The 14,926-nt window shown below is 63.7% G+C and carries 13 protein-coding genes; 3 read left to right on the forward strand and 10 right to left on the reverse strand.

Annotated elements, in window-relative coordinates; translation table 11 throughout:
• The first annotated feature begins 482 nt into the window (after positions 1-482).
• The gene (locus ACODSD_RS03530) at positions 483-932 is read left to right on the forward strand and encodes a hypothetical protein (protein WP_253313556.1); all 450 of its coding nucleotides are present in this window, start codon (positions 483-485) and stop codon (positions 930-932) included.
• Positions 933-1,289: 357 nt separating this feature from the next.
• Here the strand turns inward: ACODSD_RS03530 and ACODSD_RS03535 are convergent, their stop codons facing one another.
• The 9 genes from ACODSD_RS03535 to ACODSD_RS03575 all read right to left on the reverse strand — a co-directional run bounded on the left by ACODSD_RS03535 (position 1,290) and on the right by ACODSD_RS03575 (position 10,933).
• On the reverse strand, positions 1,290-2,723 hold the full coding sequence (locus ACODSD_RS03535; RefSeq protein WP_486636227.1) for a methyl-accepting chemotaxis protein: 1,434 nt from the start codon (positions 2,721-2,723) through the stop codon (positions 1,290-1,292).
• Positions 2,720-3,277, reverse strand: a complete 558-nt coding sequence (locus tag ACODSD_RS03540) for a PAS domain-containing protein (RefSeq protein ID WP_107801413.1) — start codon at positions 3,275-3,277, stop codon at positions 2,720-2,722. Before ACODSD_RS03540 ends, ACODSD_RS03535 begins: the two co-directional genes overlap by 4 nt.
• A gap of 249 nt (positions 3,278-3,526) precedes the next feature.
• Complete coding sequence (locus ACODSD_RS03545) at positions 3,527-5,368, reverse strand: DUF3857 domain-containing transglutaminase family protein (RefSeq protein ID WP_488876796.1); 1,842 nt, start codon at positions 5,366-5,368, stop codon at positions 3,527-3,529.
• 212 nt (positions 5,369-5,580) lie between these two features.
• Positions 5,581-6,261: a Fe2+-dependent dioxygenase gene (locus tag ACODSD_RS03550; protein WP_107801415.1), complete on the reverse strand. Its 681-nt coding sequence runs from the start codon at positions 6,259-6,261 to the stop codon at positions 5,581-5,583.
• A 201-nt stretch (positions 6,262-6,462) separates the two neighbouring features.
• Positions 6,463-7,524 carry a TonB-dependent receptor gene (locus ACODSD_RS03555; RefSeq protein WP_488876797.1) on the reverse strand — a complete coding sequence of 354 codons (1,062 nt, stop codon included), beginning with the start codon at positions 7,522-7,524 and terminating at the stop codon, positions 6,463-6,465.
• Positions 7,525-7,557: 33 nt separating this feature from the next.
• Positions 7,558-8,655 carry a TonB-dependent receptor gene (locus ACODSD_RS03560; protein ID WP_488876798.1) on the reverse strand — a complete coding sequence of 366 codons (1,098 nt, stop codon included), beginning with the start codon at positions 8,653-8,655 and terminating at the stop codon, positions 7,558-7,560.
• A 499-nt stretch (positions 8,656-9,154) separates the two neighbouring features.
• Entirely contained in the window at positions 9,155-9,565 is a 411-nt protein-coding gene (locus tag ACODSD_RS03565) for an ExbD/TolR family protein (RefSeq protein WP_048415369.1), read from the reverse strand.
• The gene (locus ACODSD_RS03570; RefSeq protein ID WP_107801417.1) at positions 9,552-10,229 is read right to left on the reverse strand and encodes a MotA/TolQ/ExbB proton channel family protein; all 678 of its coding nucleotides are present in this window, start codon (positions 10,227-10,229) and stop codon (positions 9,552-9,554) included. Before ACODSD_RS03570 ends, ACODSD_RS03565 begins: the two co-directional genes overlap by 14 nt.
• Positions 10,226-10,933, reverse strand: coding sequence for an energy transducer TonB (locus tag ACODSD_RS03575; protein WP_107801418.1), 708 nt, complete (start codon positions 10,931-10,933; stop codon positions 10,226-10,228). Before ACODSD_RS03575 ends, ACODSD_RS03570 begins: the two co-directional genes overlap by 4 nt.
• Positions 10,934-11,158: 225 nt before the next feature.
• Here ACODSD_RS03575 and hslV point away from each other — a divergent pair, with 225 nt between their 5' ends.
• Together hslV and hslU are read left to right on the forward strand one after the other, a co-directional pair.
• Entirely contained in the window at positions 11,159-11,734 is a 576-nt protein-coding gene (gene hslV, locus ACODSD_RS03580; RefSeq protein WP_107801419.1) for an ATP-dependent protease subunit HslV, read from the forward strand.
• A 56-nt stretch (positions 11,735-11,790) separates the two neighbouring features.
• On the forward strand, positions 11,791-13,134 hold the full coding sequence (hslU, locus tag ACODSD_RS03585; RefSeq protein WP_488876799.1) for an ATP-dependent protease ATPase subunit HslU: 1,344 nt from the start codon (positions 11,791-11,793) through the stop codon (positions 13,132-13,134).
• 60 nt (positions 13,135-13,194) lie between these two features.
• On the opposite strand, the gene ACODSD_RS03590 is transcribed toward hslU, so the two are convergent.
• Positions 13,195-14,517 (reverse strand): MFS transporter, encoded by a 1,323-nt coding sequence (locus ACODSD_RS03590; protein ID WP_488876800.1) that lies wholly within the window; start codon positions 14,515-14,517, stop codon positions 13,195-13,197.
• Between the last annotated feature and the right edge of the window lie 409 nt (positions 14,518-14,926).

Consider the following 14,926-nt stretch of genomic DNA (forward strand, 5'->3'; position numbering starts at 1 on the left):
GCCGCTTTCCGCGCTGACCGAGCGAGGCAAGCGCAGCGTCGCGAGGGAATAAGACGGGGACGGGCCGCCGCCCCCTTTCATCCCCCCCTCGTCCCCCAGGACGCGAAACCCCGAAGAAAAAGGGGCCTGCAAGGCGCAGCTGAACTCTCTACGTGCAAATCTTTGATTCGCTCAGTGATAATTTGCTAGCGTCAAATTGCTCAAGCAAAGCAACCACCCTACCTTGACCCCAAGCGTCCCCTCGGCAACAATCCCCCCGTTGCCGCCCACATGCGGCACACGGGATTGGCGTCCCGTTCGTGTGTACCACCAGCCTACGCAGCATACTGCGCGGGCTGTTTCACCATGGCTGTGCCGTTTGGCAGGCGCATGGTGGACGATAAGTCGGCACTGACAACGATTTGATTGATTTAGACGCCAATCCTGTTCCCTCTTAACTTGGGATCAGGTGCTTCATCTTGTGTCATTACAGGAGAAACACCATGCAACAGCCTCAAAACTTTCCCCCGCGCCGTCGCTACAAACTGAACGCTCTTGGACAACAGGAAGCCCTGCTCCCCTTCGTCCGCTTCTGCCCCGGCCGCACCTACCCGCATTACTGGCAAATGCCTACGCCCAGCAAGGATCTCCTCGCCGACCACGCCTACGGCCGCGAATGCGCGGCTCACCTGTTGCAATGGCTGAAGGACAATCGGGAATACGTCGGTAAAGGCCTGCTCAGCCGCGTGGCGCGCGACATCGATTTTGACGACCGCGCCGGACGCGGCCAGTGGATGGGCTTTTTCAACTATCTGGAAATCATGATGCTGCTGGGCGCCGACCGGGTCCGGGTTTACCGCCATGTAGACAGCCAACACCAGATCTACCTGGCGCTGGGACAACGCTTCAGCCTGGAAGCGCGCTTCCGCCGCATCCGCCTGCGAAACCGCTAAGCGTCTTGCGGTGGGTATCGCTGCGCTCCACCCACCCTACGGCGGATGGTTTGGTCGGGGGTATTTGTAGGGTGGGTGGAGCCGTAGGCGATACCCACCAAACCCCGCCATTGAGACCCAAGCATTGATCCCATCGCGTTTCCGCGTGGGTATCGCTGCGTCCCACTCACCCTACGGCGGATGGTCTTGTAGGGTGGGTGGAGCCGCTAGGCGATACCCACCGACACCGTTTGCCGCCGAGCCGGCGCACGCAAAAAAGCGGGGCAGCCCAAAGCGGCCCCGCTTGATTCCTGCTTGCTTGAATGTCAGCCGAGGCTCCAATGCCTCTTGCCGATGTGGCAGGCACTGTCGCGCGGCTTACTGGCCGTGCTTCTCCTCGCCCAGCTTGTCCAGATAGCGCAGGATGCGGCCGCTGTCCTGCTCCAGCTTCTGCATCCGCTCGACGATCTCCTGCTCGTCCAGCGGGCCTTCCTGGCCAAACACCGCCAGCGCGGCGCCGATGTGCTGGCTGGCCTGCTGCTCGGTGGCCGCCAGCTCGCTCCAGGAGCGGGTCTGGCCAAAAGACTGCTGGCCTTGCAGTTGCAGCCAGCCTTGCAGCTCGCTGCCCTGCTCCAGCGGCTTGGCCTCCTCTATCGAGTGATAGGCGGTCTGCTTGAAGATCACGTGACCCACCTTTTGCAGGCTGAGCTGGGATTTGTCGTGCACGCGGTTCACCTGCGCCATCACCTGCTGCGACTGCTCCACCTGGCTGCTGAAGCGCTGGCGGAAGGTTTCCACCGAGTCCTTGACCTGGCTGGCCACATTGCCGGCGGCGCTGGCCTGGGTCTGCATATTGCCGATGCGCAGCGACAGGTTTTCCAGCACGTCCTGCACATTGTTGGCGGTGCTCTTGCTGCGTTCGGCCAGCTTGCGCACTTCATCGGCCACCACGGCGAAGCCGCGGCCGGTTTCGCCGGCGCGGGCGGCTTCAATGGCGGCGTTCAGCGCCAGCAGATTGGTTTGGTCGGCGATGGCGGAGATGTCGGCCAGCGAGGTTTCTATGCCCTGCCATTCCTGGGCCAGCGCGGTGCTGGCGGTGTCCATGCTGCTGACGCTGTCGGCGATGGTGTCCAGGTGGCCGGACAGGTGCTGGGCGGTTTCCAGGCTGACGCGCGCGCCGTCGGCGGTGTCCTGGGTGATGGCGGCCACGTCGGCCATGGCCTGGCTGATGTCTTCCAGATCGCTCTGATTGCTGGCCAGGTCCTTGCGCAGATGCGGGTTGTTCAGCGCGGCCAGCTGCGAGGACAGGCGGTTGCGGCGGATGTAGCCGTCGTTGTCGGCCATGGTCTGGATCGCGCGGTTGACGCTGCCCAGCGAGCTGGCCAGGATGCCCGGCAGGCCCTGGCTCAGCGGGCGGCGGCTATAGTCGCCGGCGCTGATGGCCTTGAAGCAGGTGTTGATTTCCTTGAAATAGGTTTCGATCAGGTCCAGGAAATCGTTGAGCTGCCAGGCGAGCTTGCCCACTTCGCCCAGGTTGCGGGTGCCGGTGGCGCGGTGGTGCAGTTCGCCGGAGCTGGCGTAGCCCAGTTGTTCGTGCAGGGTGTTGAGCAGGCCGAAGATGCGGCCGCTGTGGCGCCACAGCAGCAGGGACAGGGCGATGGAGACGGCCAGCAGCAGCGCGTCCACGATGTGGCCGACGATTTCCGGGAACAGGAAGCCGTCCAGCAGCGAGAAGGCGACCAGCAGGTTGAAGCTGATGATGCACCAGCCCAGCTGGGTGCGCAGGAAGGGCGGTTTTTTGTCGTGGTTCATGCGGCGACTCCCGGCGCTTGCAGCACCTGGGCGTTGAGGGACAGGATGAAGTCCTGATAGCTGACGCCTTTTTCCGCCAGCACTTGCAGCAGCCAGGCCACGGAGGCGTCAGGCGCGGTGGCCTTGTTGTGGCTGGCTTCGATCTGGCGCATCTGGGCGTAGACGGGTTCTATGGCCTTGATCGCTTCCTGGCTGGGCGGCCGGCGCACGGAGTAATAGCCTTGCAGTTGGCCGCGCAGATCGTAGTCCGGGGTGACGTTGGCCAGCACCCAGTAGTAGTCGCCGTTTTTGCTGTGGTTTTTCACCACGGCGAAGAATTCCTGGCCCTGTTGCAGGGTTTTCCACATCAGCCGGTAGGCGCCGCGCGGCATGTCGGGATGGCGGATCAGATTATGCGGTTTGCCCAGCAGTTCGTGCTCGGCGTAGCCGGCGATGCGCATGAACACGCGGTTGGCGTAGGTGATGTGGCCGGTGGGGTCGGTCTTGGTGATGATCAGTTCATGAGGAGCGAGCCGGATTTCCTTGCTGGCCGGGCCGGCGGCGGGGTGCGTCATGGTCTGTTTCTCTCTTATTTGTCGATTGCATAACCTCTAAATGTTCATTTTCGGCCACTGGCCCAGTAGGGGCAAGCGTTTATTTATTTGTACTGCCCATGCTTGACAGGGTGCTGCTTAAATTACTTCTTAATAATCCAGTTCTTACAAAAACAAAAGGATGCCTTCGGCATCCTTTGCGGCGCGGGTGGGCAGGGAGTCAGAGCCGGTTCAACATCTTGGGGCGCGCCGCTGGCATGGAAGCGGTTTTCAGAGTTTGACGATCTGGCGGATCTGGGACACGCAGGCGCGGGCATCGTCTATCAGCTTGGCGAATTCCGGGCTGTTGATCTCGGCGTGGCTGAGCCAGCGCACCTTATTGCTGATCCGGTACTGGACGCGGATGCCGGCCGGGGTTTGCTGCTGCTTGGCGTTGACCTCGTACCAGGGAGAGCTGACCTTGCACTCGAAGGCCGGCTGGATGGCCTTGGCGCCCTTGAGCAGCACGTCGGACTGCATGGCGCTGGCGTCGCCCAGGTAGACGTCGGCCAGGTTGCCGTTGCGCTTGTAGCTGTCGAAGCTGTCCCACACGCCCTTGAAGTGGGAGTCGTAGAGAAACAGGCCGGAGATCTTCTCCAGCATGCGCGGGTCGCGCACGCTCATGCGCAACGGGTAGACGGACGGCACCATGAAGGAGGTCTTGTCGCGCTGGACCTTGCAGCCTTCCGGTTGATTGCTCAGCCGGTTGCACAGGCTTTGGTCGGTGGCGCTGACGCCCTGGTAACGGTCTTGCAGAATGGTGTCGATCAGCGTGGAGTTGCCCAGTTCGATATCGGCGCGGACGTCGGCGCTGCCGTCGGCTTGCAGCGCGTTTTCGCGCTTGATGTTCAGATCGGTGCGCGCCGGCTCCATCGGCACCTGGGTCTGGCTGACCACGCCGTCCTTGCCGATGATGAAGGCCCAGCGGTCTTGCAGGTCAGACATGATGCGGCCGGGCTGGAAGAAGGGGTTGGTCGGGTCCAGCCACCAGGTCTGTCCGGCGATGTCGGCGCGGACGATCATGTGGTTGGGCGCGCCGATGCCGGGCAGCAGCAGCGGCGGGGCGAACTTGCCGCGGTAGATCAGCGCCGGCTCGGCGGCGACGCCGGAGCGGCGCAGCATGGCGGTCAGCAGGGTGGAGAGGTCTTTGCAGTCGCCGTAGCCGTGCTTTTCGATTTCCGCCAGCGTGAACGGCACCAGGCCGCGTTCCGCCAGACGGGTGTCGTTGAGGTAGCGGTAGTTGCGGTTGATGTGCTGCATGAAGGCGGCCGCCTGCTCCGCGGCCGGCTTGCCCTGGTTGGCGGCCACCACGGCGGCGGCGGCCGGCGGCAGCGGCGCGGCCAGGATTTCGTTGTAACGGCGGGCGTGAGCGCCGAAGTGGTCTTGCGGCTGGTCCGAGGTGGCGATCACCAGCTGAGGCCATTCGCGCAGCGCGCTGTTGTTCCACTCGTTGATGTAGTTGAGGTAGCGCGGCCGGCGCAGCGAGACCTTGATGCGTTTGCGGTCCGCGCTGGCGTCCACCGCGTAATCGTCCAGCATCATGCCGCGCCAGATCAGCGGGCGCGTGGACTGGATGTCGAAGTTGAAGCTGTCTTCGCGCGCTTTTTGCGGGCCCAGGTCCAGTTGGTAGCGCAGCTGGCGCACCAAGGGCTGCGCCACGCTGTGGGTCTTGATGCGGTAGGACACGGTGCTGCCCACCGACAATTCCGGGAAGGCCATCCAGGTTTGCATGTCGCGGCTGACGCCGGCGTCCGGATTGGGCGCGGCGCGGGTTTCGATCTGGGATTTGCCCAGTTTGATCACTTTGCCGTTGGGCTGGATCACTTCGGCCTGCTCCACCCGCAGGCGGTCTTCGGCCGGGTAGGTGAAGTCGATGCGGGACAGCTGTTCGCGGCCTGAGGGGTGCAGGATGGTGAATTGCTTGCTGGTGACGCAGTCCAGGCTGTTGTCTTTATTGTGCTGGCAGCTGACGGCGGTTTTGACCGCCAGCGGCGCTTCGCTGACCGGTTGCAGCGCGGCGGCGCTGAAGCTGCTGTAGAGGCCGGCGGCCAGCCCGAGAGTGAGTGTACGCATAGTGGAATCGAAAAGTGTGATGTTGCGGTGATGATTATACGGCGCGAGGGCGGAGAAAACGCGCATCCGGCGTCCGCGCCGCCGGATGGGGTCAAGCGTTCCATGTTCGCATATTAGCGCTTGCGAATGTGTGTGCTTTTTGTGTCGCTGTTGAGCTTGTCCGCGATCCCGCGTGCAAGTGCGGGACAAGATGGCGGATGGTCAACGGGCGTTCACGGCGCGGCCCACATCCGCAGCAGGTTATGGTAGTTGGCGGTCAGCGCCACCAGGGCTTCGTTGTCGCCCAATTGCTGGCGCAGGCTGGAGATCGCCGCGTCCATGTCGAACAGCAGCCGGCGTTTGCCGTCGTCGCCGATCATGCTTTGCACCCAGAAGAAGGACGCCAGCCGCGCGCCGGCGGTGACCGGTTCCACCCGGTGCAGGCTGGTGGACGGATAGAGCACCATGTCGCCGGCGTCCAGCTTGACGCTATGGCTGCCGTAAGTGTCTTCAATCACCAGTTCGCCGCCTTCGTATTCGTCCGGGCGGCTGAAGAACAGGGTGCAGGACACGTCGGTGCGCACCCAGCCGTTGTCGAAGGGGTGGCGGCGCACGGCGTTGTCCACGTGGTTGCCGAAGTCCATGCCGGCTTGGTAGCAGTTGAACAGCGGCGGGAAGATTTTGGCCGGCAGCGCGGCGGAGAAGAACAGGCCGTTGCGTTGCAGCGCGCCTTCCACCATGGCCTGCAGTTGTTGGGCTTCCGGTAGTTGCTGCGGCAGCTGCAGATTGCGTTTGACCTGGGCGGACTGGCTGCCGGCGGTGATGCGGCCGTCCGCCCAGTCGGCGCGGGCCAGCAGTTCGCGGCCCAGCGCCAGTTCTTCGGCGCTCAGCACCGCGGGGATGTGCAATAACATGGGGTCTCCGTAATGGGGCCAAGCCCCCGGCGAACCGGGGGCCGGAGCCGGCTTGCAAGCGGTTTACGATCCGCTGCGCGCCGGTAGGGACATTGCGCGATGAGCGCCGGCTTCGAAGCGCTCATGCGCCATCGGCGCAGGCCGCTTTCTCAGCCGCTTGCGCCTGGTCTCGTTCTGGCTCGCGAGATCGTAATCACCTGCTTAGTACTTGAAGCTGACCGTCAGTTGCGCTTCGCGAGGGTTGCCCAGCGTGGCGTGCGCCGGGTAGCCGCCGTCGAAGTAGGTCTTGTTGGCCAGGTTGTTCACATTCAGCTGCACCTTGTACTTGCGGGTCTCGTAAGCCAGCATCGCGTTGGCCACGGTGTAGGCCGGCAGGTAGTTGGTGTTGGCTTCATGCGCGTAGCGCTTGCCCACATGGGTCAGGCCGAAACCGCCGATCACTTCTTCGGTGAACTTGTAGGTGGTCCACAGGTTGGCGGTGACCTTGGGCGTGTAACGCGGCATATTGCCTTCGGTGCCGGAGGCGCCCAAGGCCGGCGGCGCGGCCTTGTCGATGCGGGACTTCATCAGGGTGAGGCCGGCGAAGACATCCCAACGCTCGGTCAAGCGCCCGGCGCCTTCCACTTCCACGCCGTCGGTGTGGCGCTTGCCGGACAGCAGCACGGTATTGGGGTCGTTGGCATCCGTATTTCGTTCGTTGGTCTTCTCGATGCGGAACAGCGCCGCGCGCAGGCTGGCGTCGCCGTCGAACAGATCCCACTTGGCACCCAGTTCAATGTTGCGGTTTTTTTCCGGATCCACTTTGGCGGTGGCCTTGTCCAGCGCGTAGGCCTCGCCCGAGGGGTTGAACGAGGTGCCGTAGCTCAGATAGTAGGACTGGGCGCTGCTGGGCTGCCAGATCAGGCCGCCGCGCCAGCTCCACACATTGTCGGTGCGGCTGACGTCGTAGCTGCGGCTGGGGTCCTGGCTGACGGAGCTGTCACGATTACCGGCGCGGATCTTGTAGTCGCCGCTGAAACGGTCGAAGCGGGCGCCCACCACGGCCTTCCATTGCGGGTTCAGCTCCAGCGTGTCCATCGCGTACAAGCCGATATTGCTGGCGTCGAACTGGGTGTTGCTGCTGCGGTAGCGGCTGAGGTCGACGGGCACGCCAGGGTCCGGCGCGCCCACGGAGGTGCTAGGCGGAGTGTTGAGCAGAGCGTAGCGGCTGGTGTCGGATTTCTCTTTGCTCAGCTCCACGCCGGTCAGCAAGGTGTGGCGCACGCTGCCGGTGTCGAACTTGCTGATCAGGTCGGTTTAGTTGTTCCACGACCAGTCGATGCCGTCGCGCATGGGTTTGCTGCGGTTGATGCGGGAGCTGTCCATGACCGGGTTGCTGGGGGTGATGCCCGGGATGCGCGGCGCGGTCGGCGACACATCGCGCCAGAAGCGGTTGAAACGCAATTGGTTGCTCAGCACCAAGTCGTCGCTGAAGCGGTGGGTGAGCTTGGCGGTGAGGATGTCGGTCTGGGTTTTCTCGAAGTCGCTGTTCAGGCCGTAGAAGCGGTCGCGCGGCACGTCGATGGGCTGCTGGGTGTTGGCGTTGAACGGGATGCCGTAGTCCGGAACATTGTCTTCCTTCTGGTGGAAGTAGGACAGCACCAAGGTGGTGGGTTCGCCCAGGCCGAAGGCCAGGGACGGCGCGACGCCGAAGCGCTGGTTCTTCACCGGGCCGCGGTCGCTGCCGTCGTCGGTGGCCATCAGGTTGACGCGCATCGCGGCGCTGTCGCTGAACGCCTGGTTGATGTCGAAGGTGGAGCGAGCGAAGCGATTGCTGCCGACGCTCATGTCACCCGCCACCAGAGAGCCGGCGAACGGCGTCTTGCTGGCCTGGTTGACCACGCCGCCGGTGGAGCCGCGGCCAAACAGCATGGAGCTGGCGCCCTTCAGCACTTCCACTTTTTCCAGGTTGAAGGTGTCGCGGTTGTACTGGCCGATGTCGCGCATGCCGTCCAGATAGGTGTCGGTGAAGGCGGAAAAGCCGCGGATCACCACCTGGTCGCCGGTGCGGCCGCCTTCGCCGGCGGCGAAGGTGATGCCGGGCACGTTGCGCAGCGCGTCCTTCAAATTGGAGACGGCCTGATCTTCCAGCAATTGCTTGCTGAGCACGGTGACCGATTGCGGGATGTCCTTCAGCTTCTGGTTCAGCTTGCCGATGGCGCTGGACTCGGTCTTCAGGCTGCCGCGCACCGGCGTTTCGCCTTCCACGCGCACGGTTTCCAGTTTGGTGGGCGCGTCGGCGGCCAGGGCCAGTCCGGGGGAGAGGGCGGCGGCGAGCATGCCGGCGCCGATTTTCGCGGGCAACTTGCGCGCGACGATGCCGCTGCCGCGGCTTGGGGTGGGCAGATGTTCCATCAGGGTTCTCATTTTGTTTGTGTCGTTATAATCGCCGGCCGGCTAAGGCCGGCTCTGCTCTTCTTTGCCTGACTGCGCGCTTCTCCGGCCTGGTCCGGGCAAGGAGCGGACGAAGGCCCTCCTGGTCTGCGCGGCGGCAGTCCGTGGAGTGGGTGGAGAGGGGTGAGGAACCGGCGCGAAATAGCGGCTGGATAAGCGGCTGCGCGCTGGCGGGTACGGGACGCGGATCTCGCGTCTACTGCGGCTCAGGCCCTTAGAACCTGTTTACGATCTGCTGCGCGTCGGCGACACAGCGTTAAAAACGGTTTCGAAATGCTCATGTACCGCGCGTACATTCCGCTTTCTCAGCCATTTTCGCCTTGTCTCGCCTTAGCTCGCGAGATCGTAAACACGTTCTTAGGGGCCGGCTGGCAGAGTCCTCAAGCAAACCAATGGCGTGGGCTTGCGTGACGGCTCTGCGCGAGCGGCCGGCGGGCGCCGGCCTGCTCGCAGGCGGTTTTTACGGCGCTTCGGTGGCGAAGCCGATCTTGCTGATGCCGCCTTGTTGGGCGCTGGCCAGGGTTTTGGCCACGGTTTCGTAACGCACGCTCTTGTCGGCGAACAAGTGCAGCTCCACTTGCGGGTTGTCGCGGGCGGCGGCGGCGAAACGGGCGTCCAGCTCGCCTTCCGGCACTTTGACGTCGTTCCAGAACACCGCGCCGGCGGCGTCTATGGCCAGGCGGATTTCCTTGGGCTGGCTCTGCTGCGCGGCGGCGCTGGCCTGCGGCAGATCCAACTTGACGGTATTGGTCAGCAGCGGGGTGGTGATGATGAACACCACCAGCAGCACCAACATCACATCCACCAGCGGGGTGGTGTTGATGTCGGCCATCGGGGCGGAGCCGCCCTTGTCGAAACTACCGAAGGCCATCGATCTCTCCGGACTGAGTCAGCAGCTGGGCGTGCAGATCGTGGGCGAAGTAGTCCATGTCCTGAGCCATGATGCGCTGCATGCGGGTCAGGGCGTTGTAGGCCAGCACCGCGGGGATGGCGGCGGCCAGGCCGGCGGCGGTGGCCACCAGGGCCTCGCCGATGGGGCCGGCCACGGCGGCGATGGTGACCTGGCCGGCCGCGCCGATGTTCACCAGCGCGTGGTAAATGCCCCATACCGTGCCGAACAAGCCGATGAAGGGCGCGGTGGAGCCCACCGAGGCCAGCACGGTCATGCCGGTTTCCTGCTTGCCGTTTTCCTGGGCCAGGCCCTTGCGGATGGCGCGGGTCAGGAATTCGTCCAGATCGCAGCTCTGGCCCAGCGGGCGCTCAGCCTGGCTGCGGTAGTGGCGCAGCGCGGCCAGGCCCTGGCGGGTGAGGTTGGCGAAGGGCGCGCGGGAATCCTGCAGCTGGGTTTCCGCCTGTTTCCAGTTGGGGGCGTCCCACAGCGCGGCCTCGGCCTGCTTGTTGGCGCGGCGGATATGCCAGGTGCTGACGCCGCGAACCAGGATCAGGTACCAGGTCAGCACCGACATCAGGACCAGGATCATGAACACCGCGACCAGCACGGCGTCCCCTTGTTGGAATACAGTCATTAGATTCATGATTTGGCAGACTTCAAAGAAAATTCAACGGGAACGATAAAGGTGTAGGCGATGGCTTCATTGCCGCGTTTGGCCGGGGTGAAGGTCCATTTCTTCACCGCCGCCAGGGCGGCGCGGTCCAAGCGCGGGAAGCCGCTGGTGTTGGCCAGCGCCACGTCCAGCGGCTGGCCTTGGGCGGATACGTGCACCCGCAGCTGCACGGTGCCGGTTTCGCCTTCCTCGATGGACAGCGCCGGGTAGGCCGGCTTGGGATTGTTCAGATAGCCGCCCCGGTACATCGGCTCGGTGATCGAGGGCTTGGCGTCGGCGGACTGGCCGCGCGAGCTGCCGCCCTCGGCGGAGCTGGTGGCCGCGCTGGGCTTGCTTTCCGCCGCGGGGGCGGCGGTGGGCACGCTGATGGCCTTGGCGCTAGGCGCGGCCGGCGTGGGCGTGGCCATTACCTTGGGTTTGACCGGAGTCGGCTTCGGCGTCGGGGTGGGCTTGACCTGCGGCGTCGGCTTTTTCTCGGGCTTGGGCTGCTGCTTGGGCGCAGCCGGCGCGGCGGCCTTGCTGGGTGCGGCCAGGCTGATCATTTCCATGCTGGCGACGCGCGGCAGCGTGATCGGCGCCTGCATCGCCACTGCGCCGCCCATCAGCACGAAGACCAGGGCATGCAGGCCCACGGTGCTGGAGAGCGCCGAGTATTGAAGAATTCGCTGGTTCATGACGGTGATGATAATACAAACTATTCTCATTATCCAAGCTGGAAAACGCGTATATTCTCACGTCATTGATATGGGTAAATAAATGACGGGAAAAGGATTTTGCCAAGCGTCGCGTCCGCCGGCGCGCCGGAGCGGCCCGGCGCTTGCAATCCATGGTTTTGCCTGCATATTTTGCAGCATTGGCCACGGCGGAGTGCCGGTGGCGACATTATTGGAATACAAAACATGCAACAGTTCGACGGAACCACCATCGTGTCCATTCGCCGCGGCAATCGCGTGGCGCTGGGCGGGGATGGCCAGGTCACCCTGGGCAACATCGTGATCAAGGCCTCGGCGCGCAAGGTGCGCAAGCTGCATGGCGGCAAGGTGCTGGCGGGCTTTGCCGGCGGCACCGCCGACGCCTTCACCCTGATCGAGCGTTTTGAAGCCAAGCTGCAAAAACATCAGGGCAATCTGCTGGTGTCGGCGGTGGAACTGGCCAAGGACTGGCGCACCGACCGCATGCTGCGCCGGCTGGAGGCGATGCTGATCGTCGCCGACAAGAACAGCACCCTGATCATCACCGGCAACGGCGACGTGCTGGAACCGGAGCAAGGCATCGCCGCCATCGGCTCCGGCGGCGCCTACGCCCAGTCCGCGGCGCGCGCGCTGTTTGAAAACACCGATCTGGCGCCGGAAGTGGTAGTGAAGAAATCGCTGGAGATCGCCGGCGACATCTGCATCTACACCAACCACAACCATGTGATCGAGCTGTTGGACGACGCCGAAGAGCCGGAAGGCAAAGAGCCGGCAGCCAACTGAGCCGCCCGATTCAAGAATCAAATCGCCGGGAGCGCCGCTTCCGGCTGGAGAACGTCATGACGCAAATGACCCCGCAGGAAATCGTCCACGAGCTGGACCAACACATCATCGGCCAGAACGCCGCCAAGCGCGCGGTGGCGGTGGCCTTGCGCAACCGCTGGCGCCGTCAGCAGGTGGCCGAGCCGCTGCGCAGCGAAATCACCCCCAAGAATATCCTGATGATAGGCCCCACCGGCGTGGGCAAGACCGAGATCGCCCGCCGCCTGGCCAAGCTGTCCGGCGCGCCCTTCATCAAGATAGAAGCCACCAAGTTCACCGAGGTGGGCTATGTCGGCCGCGATGTGGACACCATCATCCGCGACCTGGTGGAAGTGGCGATCAAAGAGACCCGCGACGCCGCCATCAAGCGCAACCGCCCGCGCGCGGAAGACGCGGCGGAAGACCGCATTCTGGACGTGCTGCTGCCGCGTCCGCGTCAGCAGGCGGGTTTCTTCGGCGGCGAGCCGGAAGCGGAGGCCAAGCCGGAAGACGGCGCCACCCGCCAGAAATTCCGCAAGATGCTGCGGGAAGGGGCGCTGGACGATAAAGAGATCGAAATCGAAATCGCCGCGCCGGCGGCGCAGATGAATGTGATGGCCCCGCCGGGGATGGAGGATTTCGCCAGCCAGCTGCAAGGCATGTTCCAGGGCATGGGCTCCGGCAAGAAACAGACGGCCAAGATGAAGGTGACGGAGGCGCGCAAGCAGTTGATCGACGAGGAAGCCGCCAAGCTGGTCAACGACGAGGAACTGCGCGCCGAAGCGCTGAAGAACGTCGAGCAGAACGGCATCGTGTTCCTGGACGAGATCGACAAGGTCACCAGCCGCAGCGAAGGCCAGGGCGGCGCCGACGTCTCGCGCGCCGGCGTGCAGCGCGACCTGCTGCCGCTGGTGGAAGGCACCACCGTGTCCACCAAGTACGGCATGGTTAAGACCGACCACATCCTGTTCATCGCCTCCGGCGCCTTCCAGCTGTCCAAGCCGTCGGACCTGATTCCGGAACTGCAAGGCCGTCTGCCCATCCGCGTTGAACTCTCCTCGCTGACCGTGGACGACTTCAAGGCCATCCTCACCAGCACCAACGCCTGCCTGACCCGTCAGTACCAGGCGTTGATGGCCACCGAGGGCGTGGAACTGGAGTTTGCCGAATCCGGCATCCAGCACTTGGCCGAGATCGCCTGGCGGGTCAACGAGAAAACCGAGAACATCGGCGCGCGCCGTCTCTACACCGTGATGGAAAAGCTGCTGGAAGAAGTGGCGTTCGACGCCAAGGCCGGCCGCTGCGAGATCGACGCCGCCTATGTCGACAGCAAGCTGGAGCAGGTGGCCGAGCGCGAAGATCTGGCGCGTTACGTGCTCTGATCCACTCCTTATATATAGAAACGCGAACGGCGGCCGATGGCCGCCGTTTTTGCATCCGTCTCAGCGCGTCTCACAGGTCGGCTTGGCGGCGGCTGGCATGGCCGCCAAATCGCGGAACGCCTCCGGGTGATGCCGCCAATACCAATCCTTCACCTCCTCGTGGTCCAGCTCCAGGAAAGCCTTCAAGCCCGGCAACAGCAGCATGGGCAGCACGGTGGCCAAATGCAGCAACGCGAAGATCAGATAAACCCGGTCCAGCGGCAGCACATGCAGCAGCGCTCCGGCCAGCGCCGGCCCCAGCATCGAGCCTATCTTCACCAGCATCACATTGATGGCGGAAAAGCGCGCGCGGTAATTCTCCGGCACCGCCAGCGTGCGGTGGGTCTGGCCTATCAGCTGGTTCAGCGCGAACATCAGCCCCATCACCGCGAAACAGGCCAGGATCAGCCAAGGGTTGTCGCTGAGCGCCACCACCAGCATCAATATGCCGCAGACCAGCATGCCGAGGGTGCGCGCTTGGTAACGGCTGAAGCGGCGCAGCAGCACATGGGTGAACCATAGCGAACCCAGCAGCATGCCGGCGCTGATCGCCGCCTCGCAACCGCCCAGCCAGGCGGCGGACAAACCCAGCGCATGCAGCTTGACCGGCAGCAGGGTGGTCACCAGCGGCATGAAGGCCACCAGGGTGATGAATACCGCCAAGGTCCAATAGCGTTCCAGCGGAATGCGCCAGCGCGCGTACAAGCCGCTGCGGATATCTTCCAGCCAGGGGCTGCGGACGGCGCCTGCCGCGCGCGGCGGCACGCGCACATATAAGGAAGCCGCGGCGGCCACCACCAGCAAGAAGGCATAGGCCAGCAGGGTCAGGGTGGGCGAGGTCGCCGCCATCAGGCCGCCGCCCAAGACCGGGCCGATCAGATTGCCCGCCGACTGCGAGCTTTTCTGCAAGGACAGCGCATCGCCCAGTCTGGCCGCCGGCACCATCTCGGCGGCGATGCTCAGCATGGACGGCAGCACGATGGACCAGGCCAGCATGGCCAGCGACTCCACCGCAATCACCCAGCCGATGCGATACCAGCCCATGGCCGCCATCAGCGCCAACAGCAGGGCGCTCAACATCGCCAACAGCATGCCGCCGCCTATCAGCCGGTTCTTGGGCAGGCGGTCGCCCAAGGGCGCGGTCAGCGGCAGCGACAGCAACATCACCAGCGCGGTGATCGAGCCGAACCACGCCATATCGCGCGCGCCGCCGGATTGCACCACCCACCAGCTGATGGCGACGTAACCGGCGCCCATCGCCAGCCCGCTCAGCACGTCGCTCAGCATCAAGGCGTAAAACGGCGCGGGCAGGCCCTCCAATCGTTGACGCAAGGTTTGCTGCATGAGGAGGGCTCCTGGGCGGTGGGGATGCGCTTAGCTTAACAATTAATGACTAAGGCATAAAGTCTGCGTCGAATAATTTGCCGGAAAGCGGGTTTTTCGGAAAAAACGGGGAAAATCTACCCGCTTTCGCAGCTTATCTGCCGACGACAACAAGCTGGGAAGCCTTTTTTTCCGGCTTGCCCAAAAGTTCTTGTAAAATTCTTTATGGATGATATTCATTTAAATCATTGACTTAGGTGTTGATATCTTAAAAATCCTCTCTTTTTTCAAAATAGGTGTTGACGGAGCGGGGGCTGTAACGTATATTTCACCTCCTCAGCAGACAACGCAGCGGCGGAAACGAAGCGCAGCGATCTGCACCGATCTTTAACAGAACGAATAACCGATAGGTGTAAGTGCTCGGTCGATG

Source organism: Chromobacterium sp. FG22, assembly GCF_057809415.1.

Bases quoted from the DNA above. Each gene is read 5' to 3' on its own strand.
- ACODSD_RS03550 (WP_107801415.1), bottom strand. From the start codon at position 6,261: ATGTTATTGCACATCCCCGCGGTGCTGAGCGCCGAAGAACTGGCGCTG.
- hslU (WP_488876799.1), top strand. From the start codon at position 11,791: ATGACGCAAATGACCCCGCAGGAAATCGTCCACGAGCTGGACCAACAC.
- ACODSD_RS03560 (WP_488876798.1), bottom strand. From the start codon at position 8,655: ATGGAACATCTGCCCACCCCAAGCCGCGGCAGCGGCATCGTCGCGCGC.
- ACODSD_RS03565 (WP_048415369.1), bottom strand. From the start codon at position 9,565: ATGGCCTTCGGTAGTTTCGACAAGGGCGGCTCCGCCCCGATGGCCGAC.
- ACODSD_RS03575 (WP_107801418.1), bottom strand. From the start codon at position 10,933: ATGAACCAGCGAATTCTTCAATACTCGGCGCTCTCCAGCACCGTGGGC.
- ACODSD_RS03530 (WP_253313556.1), top strand. From the start codon at position 483: ATGCAACAGCCTCAAAACTTTCCCCCGCGCCGTCGCTACAAACTGAAC.
- ACODSD_RS03590 (WP_488876800.1), bottom strand. From the start codon at position 14,517: ATGCAGCAAACCTTGCGTCAACGATTGGAGGGCCTGCCCGCGCCGTTT.
- hslV (WP_107801419.1), top strand. From the start codon at position 11,159: ATGCAACAGTTCGACGGAACCACCATCGTGTCCATTCGCCGCGGCAAT.
- ACODSD_RS03535 (WP_486636227.1), bottom strand. From the start codon at position 2,723: ATGAACCACGACAAAAAACCGCCCTTCCTGCGCACCCAGCTGGGCTGG.
- ACODSD_RS03570 (WP_107801417.1), bottom strand. From the start codon at position 10,229: ATGAATCTAATGACTGTATTCCAACAAGGGGACGCCGTGCTGGTCGCG.
- ACODSD_RS03545 (WP_488876796.1), bottom strand. From the start codon at position 5,368: ATGCGTACACTCACTCTCGGGCTGGCCGCCGGCCTCTACAGCAGCTTC.
- ACODSD_RS03540 (WP_107801413.1), bottom strand. From the start codon at position 3,277: ATGACGCACCCCGCCGCCGGCCCGGCCAGCAAGGAAATCCGGCTCGCT.